Origin of the sequence: Vibrio rumoiensis 1S-45, assembly GCF_000286955.2 — a bacterium.
Taxonomy (GTDB): domain Bacteria; phylum Pseudomonadota; class Gammaproteobacteria; order Enterobacterales; family Vibrionaceae; genus Vibrio; species Vibrio rumoiensis_A.
Map to the genome: position 1 here is coordinate 52,284 of NZ_AJYK02000020.1, position 18,274 is coordinate 70,557.

The following is an 18,274-nucleotide window of genomic DNA, read 5'->3' on the forward strand; positions in this document are numbered from 1 at the left end:
CATTTTTTCACTCAAACTTAGGGCACGTTAAGCACTTGAACATCATCATCATATTGACTTTGCTCATCGCCACGTTGGAATAAAAATGACATATGCACTAATCCACTACGAGAAAGCGAAGCACTGCCACTGTCAGTACCATCATTAAAAGAGCCAGAGGCAACATCTTGTCCAATCTGAGCAGGATTTCCATTATCTTCTTGGCGGGTAATGATCGGGCCGGAAATGCAATACTGAACTTTTTCTTTGTAAATATATAAGCGGTTACCCACTGAATTCGTTACATTGCCGGCATCAAAATCTGACTCTGTTTCTGTGCTGTAAATGGGCGTCTCGTTACCAGAGCTGTCGTTTAATTTCACCACACCACTTAAAGGTATGCTTTTGCTATTTGCTGTATCTAAGTCATCAGGCGCGCTTGGATTAATCACTAAGTTTAACCCATTTAAACTTCCGACTGTCGGTTCTGCGCTCACAGTGACAAAACGAAATGGATCGCCACCAGAAACAGGAAGCACCACATAAGCACCCGCATATTTAATAGGGTAAAACGATACGCAATGGCCATCATCACTGACGGTAAAGCTATTAGGGACAGAATGTCGAATCTCTCTGGTCATTCTTTCAACCACAAACCTCGCTTGGTTTTGCAGTGCTTGTCTATCGACAGTATCTGCGTAGCCTTTCGTACCTAATTCAATAAACCCAGCAATCCCCATCACCATAATCCCCATAACGACCATGGTGACAACCAGCTCGATAAGAGTAAAACCTTGATGTTTACGGTTTAACCTGCTCATTAGTAGTTGCCTCTATAAGCAGTTAACTTGAATGCTTCAAATTTACTCGCCGCCACTTTTAATTGAATTTCACGCATCACATGAGGTGCGGCACTTTGCATATTCGTCACAGTGACATCAACAGCAAAGTTTGGATATTGGTCTGCAATATCTTGGCCCAATATATCGGTTAACGTCCCCACCGGATCCGATTGGCATAAAGTTTTACTAAATTCACTGGTGTACCAACAGCCAATATAATCATCGACATCATTAAAAAAGCTGGCATCAGTTTCGCCTTTATCCGTCTCTGCGCCTAATTTGGTCGTACACGGATTAGGTTTATTATTCACATCATTTTCATCACAGCGATAAATTCCACCACTAGGATCGCTATTATCATCAAAGCCACGAGACAATATCGTATTCATCATACTTTGCCCCAAAGCAGAAGCTCGAACTTGGTATTGAGGTAAACCGGAATTTTCTACTCGAGGAAAAAATAAAGAAAAAAGAACGGTCATGGCGATCCCCATCACCACCATCGCCACAATGCTTTCGATTAAGGTGAAACCGTTTGAACGGGCAAAAGGTTTTGATACTGTTCGATTACTTATCACAAATATCACTCCCGACATCCGGTTGATAAACGAAGCCTTGAGAGTTAATGCACACGTAAGTGCTCTCTACTGTATTGGTAACATCTTTGATGGTGATCTTATATTGACCCGCGCAGTGGCTGCCATCGGCATCACAAAGCCCTTCAGGCCGACCAAAAAGATCAAAGGTAATATTAGATAAATCGGCAGAAGCCGGTGCTTCCACTTGAAATTGCATTTGCTGATTATCAAACGCCACCTTACTACTCAGTCCAATACCGGGATCAGCTTGATCGTCACAAGCGGGCTTAGAGCCTAAGCAATGATTGTTAACCGTTAAAGTATAGTTGGTATTGGTTGCGCCAGATTGGATATTAGATTGCATACGTGCAAGTTGGATTTGACGAATGATAGAGATTGATTGTGCTTGCGCAGCATAAGGCGAAAAAGAAGACGGGCCTTGAAAACGGCTTGCCGCATACACCGACAAGATACCTAGAATAACAATAACGATGGTGAGCTCAACTAGAGTAAATCCACGCTGACCTTTAAACTTATGAGCCATACACTAACCTTAAAAATATAACCGCTACATCGTATATAGAGGATAATATCTCGTATTATTTATTCATCAATCCACTGATGGTAGGAAGCTACAATTATCAATAGCAATACCATATTTAGTGTCATTTTCGATAGTTACAATCGCTGGCTGATTTTCTGTCGCTTGACTGTATTTTACAACACAAGCAAAGTTAATATATCCATATGTCACAGTGCCGGAGCTCTCAAAAAGGCCAAAAACTTCTTCTACTCCTGAATCGAGCATAACCCAATCAGAACTTAACCCATCCACTACTGCTTCCAAATCCGATGGTGTAGCAGCTGGATACCCATAGACCACATTGACGCTAGTACCGCCAGCCATAGAAACACTTGCTTTTTCTAGCGATTCCACTCCAGCTATCGCAGATTTACCATAAGCAACACTTGCTGCCCCTTTAATAGCACCAGCTAAGCCTTTAACAGCACTGACTTTTGCATCATCTTGAAGGTTCAAAAATTTAGGTGCCGCTGTCACAGCAAGAATACCGAGGATGACAATCACAACAACTAATTCAATAAGGGTAAAACCATTTTTTGTGTTCATGATTGACCTACCTTAACAATATCAACTTGGCGATTAAAACTACTTATTTAAGAATAGACATAAGCTTATATATGTAAATACTTTTAATTTAAAAGCAAAAAAGGCCAGACTGGCTGGCCTTCATTTACAACCGTCGATAACTCAATGTATTAGTTACCTGTAGCTGTGCTTAAAGTACAGTTTTGAATATTATCATCAGTAGTGCTAACAGTTACAGTTGCTGGGCTATAAGCATCAGATGCTTCAGTATAAGTAGCAATACAACCAAAGCCTTCATAGCCATAAGAAATTGAATCATCGGCAGAAGAAACCTTAGTCCAGTCTGTATCTAAACCATCAACCACTTTTGCAATACCTTTTTCATCAGCAGTAGGATAGCCATAAATGATATCAACACCACCAGATACACTTGGGATAGACAGATTTGCTGATGAAACAGCATCTTTACCAGCTACCGCAGCTTTACCATAAGTAATACCAGCCGCGCCTTTCATTGCACCCGCAAGGCCTTTAACCGCACTTACTTTTGCATCATCTTGAAGGTTTAGGAATTTAGGTGCAGCTGTTACTGCCAAAATACCTAGAATAACAATTACAACCACTAATTCGATTAGGGTAAAACCGCCTTGTTTTTTCATAGTTTCGTCTCTCTATGTTTTAAAGTTAACAATACTGCAGCGTTACTGCTGTAAATTTACGGTCACACGACCAGTTTTTATTTCATAGGTAAAGGAGTGATTAGCGCCTTCCTGTTGAAAATAGACACAGGAATTAGATTGTGCTTTTGCTAAATAGCGCACATCCGGATTCTTGTCTTTTTCTGCTACATCCACACTTTGCGTGAGTGGTGGATTTTGTAGTAGATTCTCCATAAGGCGCACACAATCTTCATTGGATACTGAAGTTGTATACCCTTTTGAACCTGAGCTAACCGAAATCGGGTAGCCTTCAATGTATTGTTTAAAACCGCTCGCCGAACGATCTGTTAACCATAATTGCGAGCCATCTAACTCTATATGATTATAGTAATATTTTCCCGATAGTTGCTTAGGGCGACGAGCAACTTCCCATTGAGAACGTGCCGAAATGACCGCGGCGCTATAACCAGCAGCAACGCCCTCAACACTGCTTTTTTTCGCTTCTTCAACAATATGAATGTATTTAGGTAATGCAATAATTGCAATCAAACTAATAACGACAATCACAATGATCAATTCTAGCAAAGAGAACCCACATTGTTTTTTCATTATGTTCTGCCTATACCTTTGCATTAATCGACTAGATATTATACATAGTTTGTTTATTATTTGTTGCAAAAAATCAAAAGAAAACGGATAGTTAAGGATAATTCACCTCAGCACCGAATGCCATGTTAATTAGATGTAAATCTAACACAACACCTCCGGTAAAAATATATTCACACGATGTTAATTTAGAATCATCACGCATATCAATTACGCTATATTTCTTTCCAAATACGTTTTCATCTGGCCACAATAAAGATAACCATTTAGCACAGTCAATGCGGTCATTTTTCAACATCACTGGCCAACCTTGTTTGGTAAATTGAATATCAACACCATCGACACCCATCATCGAAGGTTGTTTGTTAAGCAACCAATTTTGTCGGTAAGTATTAGCACTGTTTAATATTTGGCGCTTAGCTACAACAAAAGCGGCTCGTTCAGAAGCTGGCTCTGTTTTTTCTTTCCACACATACAACCAACTGGCCATAATAATGAAAACTACCGTACACCATATAAAGAAACGTAACCGCTTACGGGTATCCATTCTTATGCAGCGCCTTTAATTACATCAAGCATGTTCCACATTGGTAGGAAGATACCAAGAGCCAGTATTAATACCATGCCAGCAACAATTACCAATAAAATAGGCTCTATGCGTGCAGTCAGTGTTTTCAGATCATAATCGACTTCACGCTCATAAAAATCAGCCACTTCAATCAACAGTTCATCAATTCGACCCGTCTCTTCACCAACTGCGATCATTTGAATCACTAGTGGGGTAAAAACATCACTACTGATCGCAGCATTAGAAATACTTCCGCCCGCTTCAATCGCCGCTTTCATTTCTAATAATCGAACTTCTAAAAACCGGTTACCTAAAGCTTCTGCTGACAAAGCTAGGGATTGGTTAATTGGCACACCGGCTCTAAGCATTAAAGCAAAGGTGCGAGAAAAACGTGCCATTTGCGCTCGGTTAACAATACTGCCAACTAATGGCATGCGAAGGCGAAACTTATCCCACTTTTCACGACCGGCGGCACGACTCACCCAAGCTTTAAACGCAAAGATAAGCGCAAAGACAATGGCGATCAATAACGCCCAATAATCCACAAAGAAATTCGATGTCGCGATCAACATGCGAGTGGGTAGAGGAAGATCCACACCAAAACGCGCAAACATAGAAGCAAACTTAGGGATTACCATGGTGTTTAAGATCACCATAGCCACACTAATAAACCCAATAACAAACATTGGGTAACGCATCGCTTCTTTAATACGCTTGCGAGTTTCTAGTTCTTTTTCATAATAATGCGCAAGTTGCAGCAAGGCTTCGTCTAAACGCCCCGTATTCTCACCTACGTTTATCATCGACACAAATAACGGGCTAAAAACATTAGGATACAACTGCAATGAAGCCGATAAACTCCGGCCATTGGTCAGCTCTGCGCTTACATCTTCCAACGCTTGTTTTAACTGTTTATTGGTGCAATTTTGAATCAAACCTTTAATGGCTCTTAATAACGGCACGCCTGCTTTGGTTAAGCTATATAATTGACGACAAAAAATCACCAAAACTTCCAATGGCACTGCCGGTGTAAACCAGTCAGACAGATCAAACTCTTTGGTATTCTTACTTGAACCTTTCGTAATTGAAGTCGGTATAACGCCTTTTGAAAAAAGAGATTCCGCCGCCAGTTCTTCGGTTGGTGCATCCACCTTACCGCTGACTTGGCTTCCTTGAGCGTTTCTACCTTGATATTGATAAGTCGGCATTTACTATCCCTTATATCAAGATCGGTTCAACGTTAGAGGATAAATCCCCTTCGCCTAACGCCATGACTTCATCAAGACTCACCATGCCAGACAGAGCAAGCTCCATTGCAGAGGCTAGAAGAGGCTTATAACCTTCCGCTTGTCGTGCTTTAGTCGAAAAACCAACCGCATCGTTACAACGAAGTGCATCCATCATTGGTTGGTTTAACTCTAAAAATTCAAACACACCCACACGCCCACGATAGCCTGTTAAGTTACAGTTTTGGCAACCTAGGCCTTTGTTAAATTGTGCATTTACTTGATTAGGAAAGCGGCTTACGAGCCATTGTTTAGCTGAATCATCAAGATGGTGCTCATCACCACAGTCGGGGCATATTTTACGTATTAATCGTTGAGCAAGCACCGCTCGAACAGCACTCGCCACCAGGTAACCCGGCGCCCCCATGTCCATCATACGCAGAGCACTATCGACCGCATCATTTGTATGTAAGGTAGATAACACAAGGTGACCGGTTAAGGCTGCACGCAACCCAATTTCAACGGTTTCTTGATCACGCATTTCCCCGACTAAAATAATATCGGGGTCTTGTCGTAAGAAGGTTCTTAAAATCGTTGAAAATTCTAAATTAATTTTTGAATTTACTTGAACCTGATTCACTCGTGGCAAACGATATTCAACCGGATCTTCGGCAGTAATGATTTTTTTGCCAGGTTCATTCAGTTCAGATAATGCGCCGTACAATGTCGTTGTTTTACCTGAACCAGTCGGCCCTGTGACTAAGATCATGCCATGCGGGCGATGTAACTGTTTACGAAAGCGTGCTAATAATTCGGGTGACAAGCCAGACTCGTCTAACGATTGAATGCCGTTTGACTGGTTTAACAAACGCATCACCACCGATTCACCATGTTGAACTGGCATGGTTGAAATACGTACATCGATGGAGCTGCCACGAATTCGAACGTTAAAACGACCATCTTGTGGTAAACGTTTCTCTGAGATGTCCATATTCGACATCAATTTCAAACGCAACACTAATGCTGAGGCAACATTAACTTCGTTAAGTAAAGTTTCATGTAGCACGCCATCAATACGTTGACGTAAACGCAACACGTCTGAATCAGGTTCAATGTGAATATCCGAAGCGCCGACTTGAATAGCATCTTCAAATAAAGAATTGATCAGCTTAACAACCGTAACTTCATCGCTGTCTTCTTCTTGAAAAGCAAAATCAAACGCATTCGTGCCTTGGTGTTCAGCATGCAACTGCTCAGCAAAAGTGGCGATTTCTTTGGTTCGGCGATAAAAACGGTCAAAGCAACTGATTAACTGTTTTTCAGATGCAACCACAAACTCTAAGCTGTAATTGTTCAATTGAGTCAGTAATGATTCTTGCGCAGCAAGATCTGCAGGATCACTCATCGCTACACGTAACGTATTACCATTACGACCAATCACCAGAGCCCGTAAACGTCTTGCGTGCACTTCTGGTAGCACTTGAACCGCTTCTACATCAATTTGCGCACGGCTCAGATCGATGAGTGGTAAACCAAGTTGCTGTGACAAGAAGGTCAGCATCTTTTGCTCAGTCAAAAAGCCTAAGCGAATTAATGTGTCACCTAATTTTCGACCGGTCGACTTTTGATTTTCTAACGCAGTATCGAGTTGTTCTTGAGATATCACACTCTCTTCAACTAACAAGTCGCCTAGGCGTTTGCGTAACTTAACTTGCGCCATATTTACTTCGCTCCTTGCTCAAGAGATGCCAACAACGTAATACGATCACGAATGAAAGATTGGGATTGGGATGACAGCCCAACCATAGTTAACGCTTTGTTGTACGAATTAAGTGCATCGCTAGTTTGAGCTAACCGCTCTTGTTGAATACCAAGCCCTAACCACCAGCGGCCATTTTCAGGATCTCGCTTAGTAAGCATTTGATAACTTTGTAGAGACACTTGGTTATTTTTCACTTGCTGAGCTAAAGCTGCGCGCATGGCTAAATACTTATCTGACACCTGATCAGGCAGATACCCCAACGCGCTCAACGCTGCTTCTGGTTGATCTTCTTTTATTAAAATTGTCGCTAAAGACATGCGAAGTTCATTACTGTTTTTATCGATTTTAATACCGGCTTCTAATAACTCAGCAGACTTACGAACTTCACGATTCCCATAATACAATGCCGCTAATTTTCGACGCGTGGTTTCATCTTGAGGCACATAACGTAACGCATTTTGATATTCCATCGTGGCGGTATCAAAGTCATTGGCTTCTAATGCTTTACTGGCTCGATCAATCGCTTGATCCGCCATTTGTCGATGTGTTAACTCCACATGCTGAACATTCATTGAGGAGCCAGTGGCGGTATTATTGCTGGTGGCTGCCAAATTAATCGGTTGATAGACAGGTTTGGCCGTTTGAACCTGGGCCACTGTTGTTGAGTGATTCACGGCTGTTTTTTGCTGTGCATTTTGAGTTTGGTTACTTTCTTTTCTAGAGCTAACCTGAGCTTTATTTGTAGCAACAGAGGCAATATTCGTAGATTGAACTTGTGGTGCTTTCACCTTAGGTGCGTCGTAAATCATTGCATTGGATTGATGAACAATTTTACTGGTGTTACTTGGTGAGGCCGGTTGCAACGATGTGGCATGTAAAGGCGCATCTGCTGCTGGCGTTAAATCAACAATCGATGTTTGTATTGGATTTGGCGTGCTCGTCACAGCCCACGCACCAATACCTAAACTTAATGTAAAACCACCAATCGCCCACACTAAACGAGATGATTTCACTGGAGTAATATTCGCTCGCACTAATTTTTCTTGCGCATCAGCGGTTGATGATTGCTGTTCCGCTAATTTTGATAAAGCGTTATTAATCGTACTCATTTCAACTCCAACCCCATAAATATGGCGTCTTATATTTAGGTTTTTTAACATCAAACGTATCATGCAATGCGCTGAACAAATGCTGTGTTTGTACTTGTTTTTGTTGCCCCATAAATGCCATTAGCAATGACTTATGACACACTTGATTAATCATTCTGGGAATACCTTGTGTCGCTTTCCATATCGACTTTTTTAAACGCAAACTGAAAATAGCAGTATCACCACCACTCTTTTCAATTCGATGATCAATATAAGCAACCGTTTCAGCTAAGGTTAATGGACGTAGTTTGGCACTAAATGTAATGCGTTGACGAAACTGTCTTAAGCTATGTTGCGCCAATCTTTCATCTAATTCGGGTTGCCCAAGAATCACCATTTGTAATAGTTTTCGATGCTCGGTCTCCAAATTGCCAAATAAACGCAACGTCTCTACCGCTTCATCACTTAACGCTTGAGCCTCATCAATCAAAGCGACCACTGTTTTGCCACTTTGATGTATTTCCAACAAACGAGTGTGGATAGCATCGACCAAACTCACTGAGTCCAATGAGGAAGCTAACGACAATTCATGAGCCACGGCTTGCTTTAATTCCACACCATTTAAAATAGGGTTAGGCAAATACACCAAATGAACTTTATCTTTTAAGTGATTAATCAGCATTCGGCACACCAGTGTTTTGCCTGTGCCGACTTCACCTGTCACTTTGATAATACCCTCCCCCATATCAATCGCACTTAGCACTGTTTGAATCGCCTCAAAATGAGGTTCAAGGCCATGAAAGAGTGCGGTTGTCGGAGTCAGGCTAAAAGGTGCCTGACTCAAACCAAAGTAAGATTGATAAACCATTACTTAGAATCAGGGAACCATTCTTGCAAGAGATCGCGAGATTTCTCGACTTCTTGTGACCACGTATTCACCCCAACCACGGTTGGTTTAAGCAAAATAACCAACTCGGTTTTTCTCGTTAGCTTATTGGTATTTCTAAATAGATGTCCAATTCCAGGAATATCTCCCAACAAAGGAACCTTAGTGGTTTGATCAACCGTGCTGCTGCTCATCAAGCCACCAATAACCACTACGTCACCATCTCTCGCACGTACGACAGAATCAGACTCACGAATTGAACTTTTCGCTAATGGCAAGTCAAGCACGCCACCAGTTTCCCCAAGGTCAATCACACGATTGTCAGTCGATACTTCAATAACTGCAGGGTGAACATGCAACAGCACATTACCTTTATCATCAATTTGCGGAGTGACATCCAATGAAATACCAGAGAAAAATGGCGTTAATTCAACATTTTGAGCTACATTGGCGTTATCACCACTGCCGACCTCACCATCAACACCAGTAACAAAATACTGATCTTCACCAACTTTAATCACTGCTTTTTGGTTATTCGCAGCGGTCACGCGTGGGCTAGAAAGCACATTCAAGTCACCTTGTGTTGCCATGAAGTTCAACACAGCACTAAAGTTACCATCACTAATAACCATGTTAGTGCCACCACCAAGCAAGTCACCAATAGGATTTAACCCTGAAATAATGCCACCACCAGATGTGCCACCAGTAATCGTCGTACCACCAATAGAGCCACTTAAATTCGACCAATTGATACCTTGTTGGTAACCATCACTAAGAGTTACTTCCATGATTTTAGCTTCCAGTACCACTTGGCGGTGTAAGCGTTTCTCTGAAATACCTAAAAAGGTTTTAATTTCACGAAGCTCATTAGGGTAAGCGCGAACTGTAATAACCCCGGCTTGTGGTGAAACAATCACACTACGGCCATTGCCTTTACCTACCATAGCGCTCACCGCTTTTTGTAGCTGCGGCCAAAAGTCACTCTTATTGGTTGTTTCTATACGTGTGCCACCGGTAGCGGTTGTTTCGCTTGAGGTTGAATCGCCACTATCATCACTCCCTGAATTACTACTGCTGCTACTGCTACTACTATCATTGTCATTATCGTATTCAGAAGTAATTGAACCTGTTGTAATCGTCGTTAAAGACAAACCTTGACGCTTAAATTGTAAGTAATCGACAGGTATCGTCTCTGTTCTTAACCCTGCTGGATACACTTGAATTACTTTGCCTGTTTTGACAATGTCGTAGCCATAAATATCGCTCACCGAATCAAGTACCTGTTCTAAAGTGACATCAGAAAGGTTTAAGGTAACTTGCCCTGCAACATCTGGGTGTACAATCACACTGTAATCGGTGCCTTGAACTAAGCTGGCAAAAAACACTTTAGCGTTCACCGCCTGTGCTTGAACTCGAAAGCGCTTCACTGAAGATTCACTGCCGCTTTTCGCCCCTTCGACATCAGGCATTAAATCCGCTTGAACAGAATCAGGTAAATCATCAATAGAACTATTGGCGTTATCGTTCGCCGCTTCATTTAAAGCTCGCTTCATTTCAACAGGATCACGATGTCCCATTGAGCAACCCATTAATGAGGCAATCATGATACTTAATATTATTTTGCGCATATTAACCTTGAAACCTTAGTTTTTTTTCACTTGAGAAAAGAGCTCTAAATTCCACGTTTTAGAACCTCGAGTTAAGGCGACATGTTGACTGTTAATATCAGTCACTTTATAGCCGCTTACTACCTGCCCTTTACTCACTATTTTATTATCCACTACGGCATGGCAATCAGTACCAGCGTCACATACTATGCTCTGCAAAGTGGGCACTTTATAATAAACTTGTTTGCTTGGTTTAGCAGATTGACCCGTCATCCAATCTAATGGAGCCGTTGGATCTTTTTCTGCAAATACACTACTCGAAACCATCACGAGAAGGCTGAACAATAACGCTCTATCCACCGATAAACTCCTCTTTTGCTCCAAGTGTATATACAATCAATACCAACTTAGCTTGAGGGTATTCTTCTACTTCATAATTAAAACTACGCCAATAATATTTCACCGACATTTGTTCTAATTGCGATAAGTATTCTTCTATATCGAAATAATTACCGGTCAGCACAATTTTTACTGGGTGTATGTAATAACCAATGTTGTCTGATGAATTTTCCAGCGTAATTGGTTCACTCGGCATCGACACTAACGAAACCAATTTCAGTTTATGGGTTTGATCTAATACTTTCTCCAATAACGCCGCCATTGCCGTTGGCGTGACTAAACTGTCTACGACATTGGATAAACGCTGGGATAAATCTTGGCTCGTTTGTAATAACGCTTTATATTCTTTATCGATTTCAGCATTAGGATCTTGCTTCAGCTTGCGGTTCATCTCGGCAATTTGCCCATGCAACTCACCAACTTGACCTTGCAGAGAGGCAAGACGTACTTTTTGTGTATTATTTTCCAGTTGAGCAGGCTCAATAACAAAACTAAATAGTAAGAAAATAACCGCTATCCATCCGGCAATAGTGGTTAGCCATTTCTCTCTTTCTGATAATTGAGCAAACCTGTCACACAATATTGTCCAATTTCTTTTTAGACCATCCATTACTTATCTCCTGAATGGGAACGTAGAGAGAAAATAACCACGTCATCTTCATTACGCCCAATGGACAAGCTTTCAAATGTTCGTCCAACTAAGTTCATTTCAGTTTTAAAGTGTTGCACCCATTTAGGCACAACTGCTGGTGACTTGGCGAGACCTTGAACATTCATTCTGTCGTTATCAATTTGAATACTGGTGAGAGAGATATCGTTGCGCCCAATAGTCGAAAGCCCATGCATAATACCGGAGTAACCCACTTGTTGCTTGGCATCAAAACTATTGATCACTTTCAAGGAATCTTGCTTGGTTTTAACATCGGCTTTCAATCGCTCAACAGAAGCCACTTTTGCAGGCGAAGGTTGATGGGCTGATAGTTTTGTCTGCAGCGATTTCACTTGTACAGACAGTTGCTGCGCTTGCTTTTTCTGCTCTGCCACTTGTTTATCTAAGGTGTAATTCTTATAGTTGTAAAAGCCATAAATACCAAGCATAAACACTGCAATCACAAGCCAACTTATTGCCACTAAACCCAAGTTAAATGCTTCTTTTTTAGGCTTAAGGTGTGCAGGGTAAAGGTTAACCCCTTGTAACTGGCGTCGATAAGCTTCCAGCGCTAAAATATTGCCACTCTTTTGTGGTAAAACGCCAAGCAATAAAGGTTCAACCGAAACATTTAACCGTTCTTGTAAGGCGGCTTGTAATTCATGTTCTTGCTCACCATCACAACACAAGAAGAGCTTATTAATCTGAACCTGTTTTAATTGTGAAGATAAATAGTCCATCGAGCGCTGCAGTTCCAGCGCTAAACCATCTAGCTGTATGGTATTAGAATATTCACCAGTGATCGGTGAGTGAATACCTCGAACGGTTCTTTGAAAGACTGAACTTTCTTCAACAAAAGCGCCAATCTTAAATTCACTACTCGCCGAGCGATGTAACAACATAAACGCCGAAGTATCGGTGCGTGTTTGTGACCACACTTCATCTTCAGGTAAAATTTGTAGTAGCTGGATCTGGTGACGTTCTAATACTTCTTTTAATTGTTCAATCAAACGTTTAGTTAGAACATACGCTTGAATTTTTGAGCTATGAGGAACCGCAATACCATCGGCGACAATTTCGGTCACCCGATCAGTAATAAGATCTTTCAGCAAAAATGGTAAGGCTACTGACCACTCATCTTCAGGTATAGCGGGTTTGTCTATCTGATAGCTCTGATAAAAATGAGAACCAAAAGTGACCGTTGCATTCAGATTAGTGCACGATTCAGCCTCTAATGCCGTATCAAGTACAAAGTCCCAACTACTTTCTTTTAATTCGTGATACGTGGTAGCCTGTATTCCTGATTCGCTCTCAACTTTGGACAAATACACACCATCACTCAGCACGACAATACTAAGAGAAGATTGAGTTGGAGCTTTTGAGGTCAGCCTCTGTATTAATGAGTTCATACTCATAAAGTGAATTCTTTCCTTTATTTACGCCAGCGATTTCTGCGACCAGGCTTTATTGATGCCGTTATTTCAATATTCGGTAATAATTGTTTTTCTTCTTCAAAATAACGCCCTTGCCCACCGCTTAACCCTAAATGAGCCAGAATATCCCATTCATTTTTTGTTTCTACACCAACTGCAATCACTGCAGTACCACTATCCACACATGAACCCAAGAGACTACGTATAAATAGCTGATTTTCATTCCGTCGATCAATCTGTTTCACCAAACTACGATGGAGTTTCAAAAATGTTATCGGCAAATCTTTTATATAGTGAGTGCTAACAATCGTTCTACCAACTTGATTCACAATAATGGTACAACCTAAACCAGATAGCATTTTTATTATTGGCCTCATCACGTCAAGATCATTAATTAAGCTACCTTCAACGAATTCAAAACTAAGCTGTTGTCTTAATGCTTTAGGCAATTGTAAGAGTTCATTACGGAACCAGCGCAAGTACTCTTTCTTTTTAAACGGCACAGTAAATAAGTTAATTGAATAATTCCGCTGAGGCTGATTACGCTTTAAATGATCAAAAACCATTTTAAGTGTGGTTTGATCCATCTTACGTTCGTAGCCTACTTGTTGTATCGCGGTTAAAAAACGTGACGCTTTAACGACGATACCACTCTCTTCTTGGATTCGGCTAAACAATTCAAAATGCACAATTTTCTCAGTAATACTATCTATTAAATAACAAGGCTGCTCATAAATAAACAGATTCTTATCATTGAGTCTCAAATCAAATAAATTACGCCAACGAACTCCACCGCGATATTCGATTCTATTATCCACTTTCTTTTTATATTTAGCCCAATTATTCACTCGTTCTAATTTTGCGGTTTTAAGCGCTGATTCCGTTTCATCAATAATACGAATCAACCCTTCACCTTGCGAAAAAATACTGACGCCTAAATGACACCAATTATCGATATCAAGCGGCTTGGGTGGTTCAAGTTTTTCTAATTGATTAATACATTGGTGACAAAATTGAGATATTTCTTTTTCCGATTGGTGTGGGATCATTAAGGCAAATTGTGAATCATAATAACGAGCAAAGACCGCATTGGGGTATTTTTGAGTTAGATTATTTAAAACTTGCCCAACTGAAACCAAAAACGATTCATAGACATTTTTGCTGACTTCTTCAGTTAATGTATCCCAACCATTAATATCAACCAGAAGCACTCCTCCCGAAGCCCCTGTTTCTTGTAATACTGATTCTAGCCTACTATCAAACAAAACTCGGTTCGCTGCACCAGTCAGTTGGTCTAGGAAAGTATGAGTTCGAATAAAAGTATCAAAGCGGCTTCGCTCTTGCCTTGCATCGTTAAGCTCTATGATCAATCGATTTAACGCTTCACTTGCCGTATAAGGCCACTCTCTTTCATCACCTTTGGCATATTTCTCCACTTGGCCCGCAAGGATCATTCTCCCTCGCTCTTCCAGTAATTCAGAACCGTATAGCTGCAATCTAAGCCAATGCAGGCCTTTCATTAAGCAAAATACAACCAATAGAACGGCAAGCGTTAACGAGAAGAAAGCTTCAAAAGAATAACTATTATTGGTATATGGAGGCACAGCTTGAAATTCAGCGAAATAGTCAACATTCCTCTGCAGTGGATACGTTTTTTTATACAGTAAAAGTTTATCTTGCTGCTGTTGCTTTAATGCATCGTCTTTAAATAAATAAACCACACCGGCGGGTGAGGTTAATTGCAATTCAACAACATTACTCGATTGTAATAATTTCGGTAACCAACGTCGTATCTCATCGAAGTCTTGCGGGGTCGCTAATTCGTTATCAATGATTTCAGTTATACGCTCAAGGTTTTGATCAACGTATTGCCCACCCATTTTTTTAAACGTAAATACACCACCAACAAAAAGAATAAACATGGCGCTGACGACAATCATTGTGACAAAAGAAACCAGTCGAGTGCTAAGTTTAAGGGTTGGGGTATATCTCATGTAAACTAAATTCCGTTTAGTTACTTGCTATTTTTAAAAGCAATGCTCATTTAGAGCAGACTCAAATAACACCAAAGAGGCTTCTGGCAGCATATTTGTATAATTAACAGGCATTATAACAGCAAAAAGCCGCAATAATCATGCGACTTTCAAGGTTAATCTGACAAAACACCAAGGCTTTTACTGACTCTCGTCACCTTTTTGCTTTCTAGAACGGAATGTCGTCATCAAAATCCATTGGTGGCTCATTGTATTGTGGTGCTTGCTGTTGCGGCGCCTGCTGTTGAGGAGCTTGCTGCTGTGGTGCACGAGGAGCCGATTGTTGCGCTTGAGGTTGCTGAGGCTGTCCCCAATTTCCACCTTGGTTGCCTGCAGGAGCTTGAGCTCCGCCTTGAGCGCGACCACCTAGCATTTGCATCACGCCATTAAAGCCTTGAACAACCACTTCTGTAGTAAAGCGGTCTTGACCACTTTGATCTTGCCACTTACGCGTTTGTAATTGACCCTCAACATAAACTTGAGAACCTTTACGTAAATACTCACCAGCCACTTCAGCTAACTTGCCAAACAAAGACACACGATGCCATTCTGTTTTTTCACGTTGCTCACCAGTGGCTTTGTCTCTCCAAGATTCAGAGGTTGCAATGGTAATGTTTGCGACAGCACCACCGCTCGGTAGGTAACGGATTTCAGGATCATTACCAAGATTTCCAACTAATATTACTTTATTTATTCCGCGGCTAGCCATGCTCTGCTCCGTCTCTATGCATTTATAAATAGCGCTTGATGATATCATGTTTTCTTACGAGATAGGAATCCATGTTCGATAGCAAAGCTCTTATTTGTCACTCATTTTGTTAAAAAATTACAATCCACAATTCATTATCTCCTGCACACTATGAAGTTATTCTCAACCCTAAGAATCGTTTAAACAACCATCATTAAGAAGCTATCTGAATCACCAAAAAACCAATAAAGTCATATAATTAAAACAAAAGGCCACCCTGTTATTTTTCAATCAATCGTTTGAAAAGTTCAGCTAACTATTATTTATTCAGGATTAAAGGGTATGAGAAGCACGCATCAAAGAGTCATGGTTTATTTTTTGTCGCCTTTACTCTCTGAGCAAGATCCCCTCATATCTCATTTACAAAGTCATCTCGGAATCAGCGTAAAACCGTTAAACATTGCAACCATTGCTTTTATTCGACAATCCCCACACCCTTATTTAGTGTTAGTTGATGCTCAGTTTTCTGAGAATGAATTATTTGAATTACAAACTCACCCTTTACTAAAGCAATCTCGCGCGACCGCTTTATTTAATGCCCCTGCTATCCCAAATTTAATGTTGCTATCACAGTGGTACCATTTAGCTGGGTACTTTTATCAAGACGATACTATGGATAAAGTCCTTCTTGATACAAAAGCTATGATCAGTGGGAAAAATCGCCTCCCAAGAGCTTTACTCATCGAACTGTTTGAACATTGGCAAACCATTAGTCGTCAAAGTCATAATACGGTCATGAAGGCAAAATTATCATTAACGCGCAGAGAGTTAGAAATTCTGGAGCATTTACAAATCGGTCATTCTAACTTAGACATTGCCGATAATTTATTTGTCAGTGAGCACACAATCAAGTCACACCTTTATCGTATATTTAGAAAAATTAGCGTCAACAATAGAAGACAAGCCATCAATTGGGCGCAGCTTTATCTTTAATCGTTATTTGAAAAATATTCAGATCAAATGACGGTCAAGAGTTTGATATTTAAAAGCTGTGATATTTGTTTTTCTCTTATAAAAAGTGCTATTTTATCAATATCAACTATTTAATTATCCAATTAGGTTTTAGCCATGATCAAGAAATGTCTCTTCCCAGCTGCAGGTTACGGTACACGTTTTCTACCTGCGACGAAGTCTATGCCAAAAGAAATGATGCCCGTTGTTAACAAGCCTTTAATTGAATACGGTGTTGAAGAAGCGATTCAAGCAGGCATGACTGGCATGTGTATTGTTACGGGTCGTGGAAAGCACTCGTTAACGGATCACTTTGATAAAAACTACGAACTTGAACACCAAATCAGCGGGACGAATAAAGAAGACTTATTAGTTAATATTCGTGACACCATTGATAGCGCTCATTTTACTTATATTCGTCAACGTGAGATGAAAGGCTTAGGACACGCAATCTTAACCGGCCGTGAACTAGTGGGTGATGAACCTTTTGCCGTAGTATTAGCCGATGACTTATGCGTCAATCCAGACCAAGGCGTATTATCTCAAATGGTTGCTTTGTACAAGCAATTCCGTTGTTCTATCGTTGCCGTTCAAGAAGTTCCTCGTGAAGACGTTCATAAATATGGTGTGATTGCTGGGGAAATGATTAAAGATGATCTTTATCGCGTTGATGACATGGTAGAAAAACCAGAACCGGGCACCGAGCCAAGTAACCTAGCCATCATCGGACGCTACATCTTAACGCCTGATATTTTCGAGCTTATTGAAAATACAGAACCGGGTAAAGGTGGCGAAATCCAGATTACTGATGCACTACTAAAACAAGCGAAAGCTGGTTGTGTATTAGCTTATAAATTTAAAGGTAAGCGCTTTGACTGTGGTAGCGTTGAAGGCTATATAGAAGCCACAAACTATTGTTATGAAAATCTTTACTTAAAGTCAGATGACACCAAAACAAGTAAAAAATGATTCAATCACAACGATAACCAAACCTAAGCCGCAATAAGTCTATTTATTGCGGCTTTTCTTTTTTTTCTTTGACTGTTTTTTTATACAGTAATCTATTTTCACTTTTTATTACGTGTGTAATACTTAGCTTTTGCTTACCTTTGGTCGTGGAAAAAACACCACAAGCAAACAAACTCTATCCCC

At 40.6% G+C, this 18,274-nt stretch carries 19 protein-coding genes; 2 read left to right on the plus strand and 17 right to left on the minus strand.

Annotated elements, in window-relative coordinates; translation table 11 throughout:
- Positions 1-17: 17 nt before the first annotated feature.
- The 17 genes from A1QC_RS03060 to A1QC_RS03140 all read right to left on the minus strand — a co-directional run bounded on the left by A1QC_RS03060 (position 18) and on the right by A1QC_RS03140 (position 16,132).
- Positions 18-800, minus strand: coding sequence for a prepilin-type N-terminal cleavage/methylation domain-containing protein (locus A1QC_RS03060; protein WP_017026447.1), 783 nt, complete (start codon positions 798-800; stop codon positions 18-20).
- Positions 800-1,399, minus strand: coding sequence for a type II secretion system protein (locus tag A1QC_RS03065; protein WP_017026448.1), 600 nt, complete (start codon positions 1,397-1,399; stop codon positions 800-802). Before A1QC_RS03065 ends, A1QC_RS03060 begins: the two co-directional genes overlap by 1 nt.
- Complete coding sequence (locus A1QC_RS15745; RefSeq protein WP_017026449.1) at positions 1,389-1,943, minus strand: pilus assembly FimT family protein; 555 nt, start codon at positions 1,941-1,943, stop codon at positions 1,389-1,391. The genes A1QC_RS03065 and A1QC_RS15745 overlap by 11 nt, the downstream gene beginning before the upstream one ends.
- Before the next feature lie 66 nt (positions 1,944-2,009).
- Complete coding sequence (locus tag A1QC_RS03075) at positions 2,010-2,528, minus strand: type II secretion system protein (RefSeq protein ID WP_017026450.1); 519 nt, start codon at positions 2,526-2,528, stop codon at positions 2,010-2,012.
- 149 nt (positions 2,529-2,677) lie between these two features.
- Positions 2,678-3,166: a type II secretion system protein gene (locus A1QC_RS03080; protein WP_017026451.1), complete on the minus strand. Its 489-nt coding sequence runs from the start codon at positions 3,164-3,166 to the stop codon at positions 2,678-2,680.
- A 42-nt stretch (positions 3,167-3,208) separates the two neighbouring features.
- Positions 3,209-3,775, minus strand: a complete 567-nt coding sequence (locus tag A1QC_RS03085) for a prepilin-type N-terminal cleavage/methylation domain-containing protein (RefSeq protein WP_017026452.1) — start codon at positions 3,773-3,775, stop codon at positions 3,209-3,211.
- A gap of 91 nt (positions 3,776-3,866) precedes the next feature.
- Positions 3,867-4,319 (minus strand): hypothetical protein, encoded by a 453-nt coding sequence (locus A1QC_RS03090; RefSeq protein WP_017026453.1) that lies wholly within the window; start codon positions 4,317-4,319, stop codon positions 3,867-3,869.
- A gap of 2 nt (positions 4,320-4,321) precedes the next feature.
- Positions 4,322-5,548 carry a type II secretion system F family protein gene (locus tag A1QC_RS03095; RefSeq protein ID WP_017026454.1) on the minus strand — a complete coding sequence of 409 codons (1,227 nt, stop codon included), beginning with the start codon at positions 5,546-5,548 and terminating at the stop codon, positions 4,322-4,324.
- Positions 5,549-5,558: 10 nt separating this feature from the next.
- Positions 5,559-7,286, minus strand: a complete 1,728-nt coding sequence (locus A1QC_RS03100; RefSeq protein ID WP_017026455.1) for a GspE/PulE family protein — start codon at positions 7,284-7,286, stop codon at positions 5,559-5,561.
- 2 nt (positions 7,287-7,288) lie between these two features.
- The gene (locus A1QC_RS03105) at positions 7,289-8,437 is read right to left on the minus strand and encodes a tetratricopeptide repeat protein (RefSeq protein WP_017026456.1); all 1,149 of its coding nucleotides are present in this window, start codon (positions 8,435-8,437) and stop codon (positions 7,289-7,291) included.
- A gap of 1 nt (position 8,438) precedes the next feature.
- Complete coding sequence (locus A1QC_RS03110; protein ID WP_017026457.1) at positions 8,439-9,284, minus strand: ExeA family protein; 846 nt, start codon at positions 9,282-9,284, stop codon at positions 8,439-8,441.
- Positions 9,284-10,930 (minus strand): pilus (MSHA type) biogenesis protein MshL, encoded by a 1,647-nt coding sequence (mshL, locus tag A1QC_RS03115; protein WP_017026458.1) that lies wholly within the window; start codon positions 10,928-10,930, stop codon positions 9,284-9,286. Before mshL ends, A1QC_RS03110 begins: the two co-directional genes overlap by 1 nt.
- A 15-nt stretch (positions 10,931-10,945) precedes the next feature.
- The gene (locus tag A1QC_RS03120; protein ID WP_017026459.1) at positions 10,946-11,269 is read right to left on the minus strand and encodes a hypothetical protein; all 324 of its coding nucleotides are present in this window, start codon (positions 11,267-11,269) and stop codon (positions 10,946-10,948) included.
- Positions 11,262-11,918 (minus strand): type II secretion system protein GspM, encoded by a 657-nt coding sequence (gene gspM, locus A1QC_RS03125; RefSeq protein WP_017026460.1) that lies wholly within the window; start codon positions 11,916-11,918, stop codon positions 11,262-11,264. Before gspM ends, A1QC_RS03120 begins: the two co-directional genes overlap by 8 nt.
- Positions 11,918-13,372 carry a hypothetical protein gene (locus A1QC_RS03130; protein ID WP_017026461.1) on the minus strand — a complete coding sequence of 485 codons (1,455 nt, stop codon included), beginning with the start codon at positions 13,370-13,372 and terminating at the stop codon, positions 11,918-11,920. Before A1QC_RS03130 ends, gspM begins: the two co-directional genes overlap by 1 nt.
- A gap of 17 nt (positions 13,373-13,389) precedes the next feature.
- Entirely contained in the window at positions 13,390-15,384 is a 1,995-nt protein-coding gene (gene csrD, locus A1QC_RS03135) for an RNase E specificity factor CsrD (RefSeq protein ID WP_017026462.1), read from the minus strand.
- A gap of 208 nt (positions 15,385-15,592) precedes the next feature.
- The gene (locus tag A1QC_RS03140) at positions 15,593-16,132 is read right to left on the minus strand and encodes a single-stranded DNA-binding protein (protein ID WP_017026464.1); all 540 of its coding nucleotides are present in this window, start codon (positions 16,130-16,132) and stop codon (positions 15,593-15,595) included.
- 321 nt (positions 16,133-16,453) lie between these two features.
- Between A1QC_RS03140 and A1QC_RS03145 the strand changes: the two genes are divergently transcribed.
- Both A1QC_RS03145 and galU read left to right on the plus strand, forming a co-directional pair.
- The gene (locus tag A1QC_RS03145) at positions 16,454-17,104 is read left to right on the plus strand and encodes a LuxR C-terminal-related transcriptional regulator (RefSeq protein ID WP_084021840.1); all 651 of its coding nucleotides are present in this window, start codon (positions 16,454-16,456) and stop codon (positions 17,102-17,104) included.
- Positions 17,105-17,239: 135 nt separating this feature from the next.
- Positions 17,240-18,091, plus strand: coding sequence for a UTP--glucose-1-phosphate uridylyltransferase GalU (galU, locus tag A1QC_RS03150; protein WP_017026466.1), 852 nt, complete (start codon positions 17,240-17,242; stop codon positions 18,089-18,091).
- Positions 18,092-18,274: the final 183 nt, after the last annotated feature.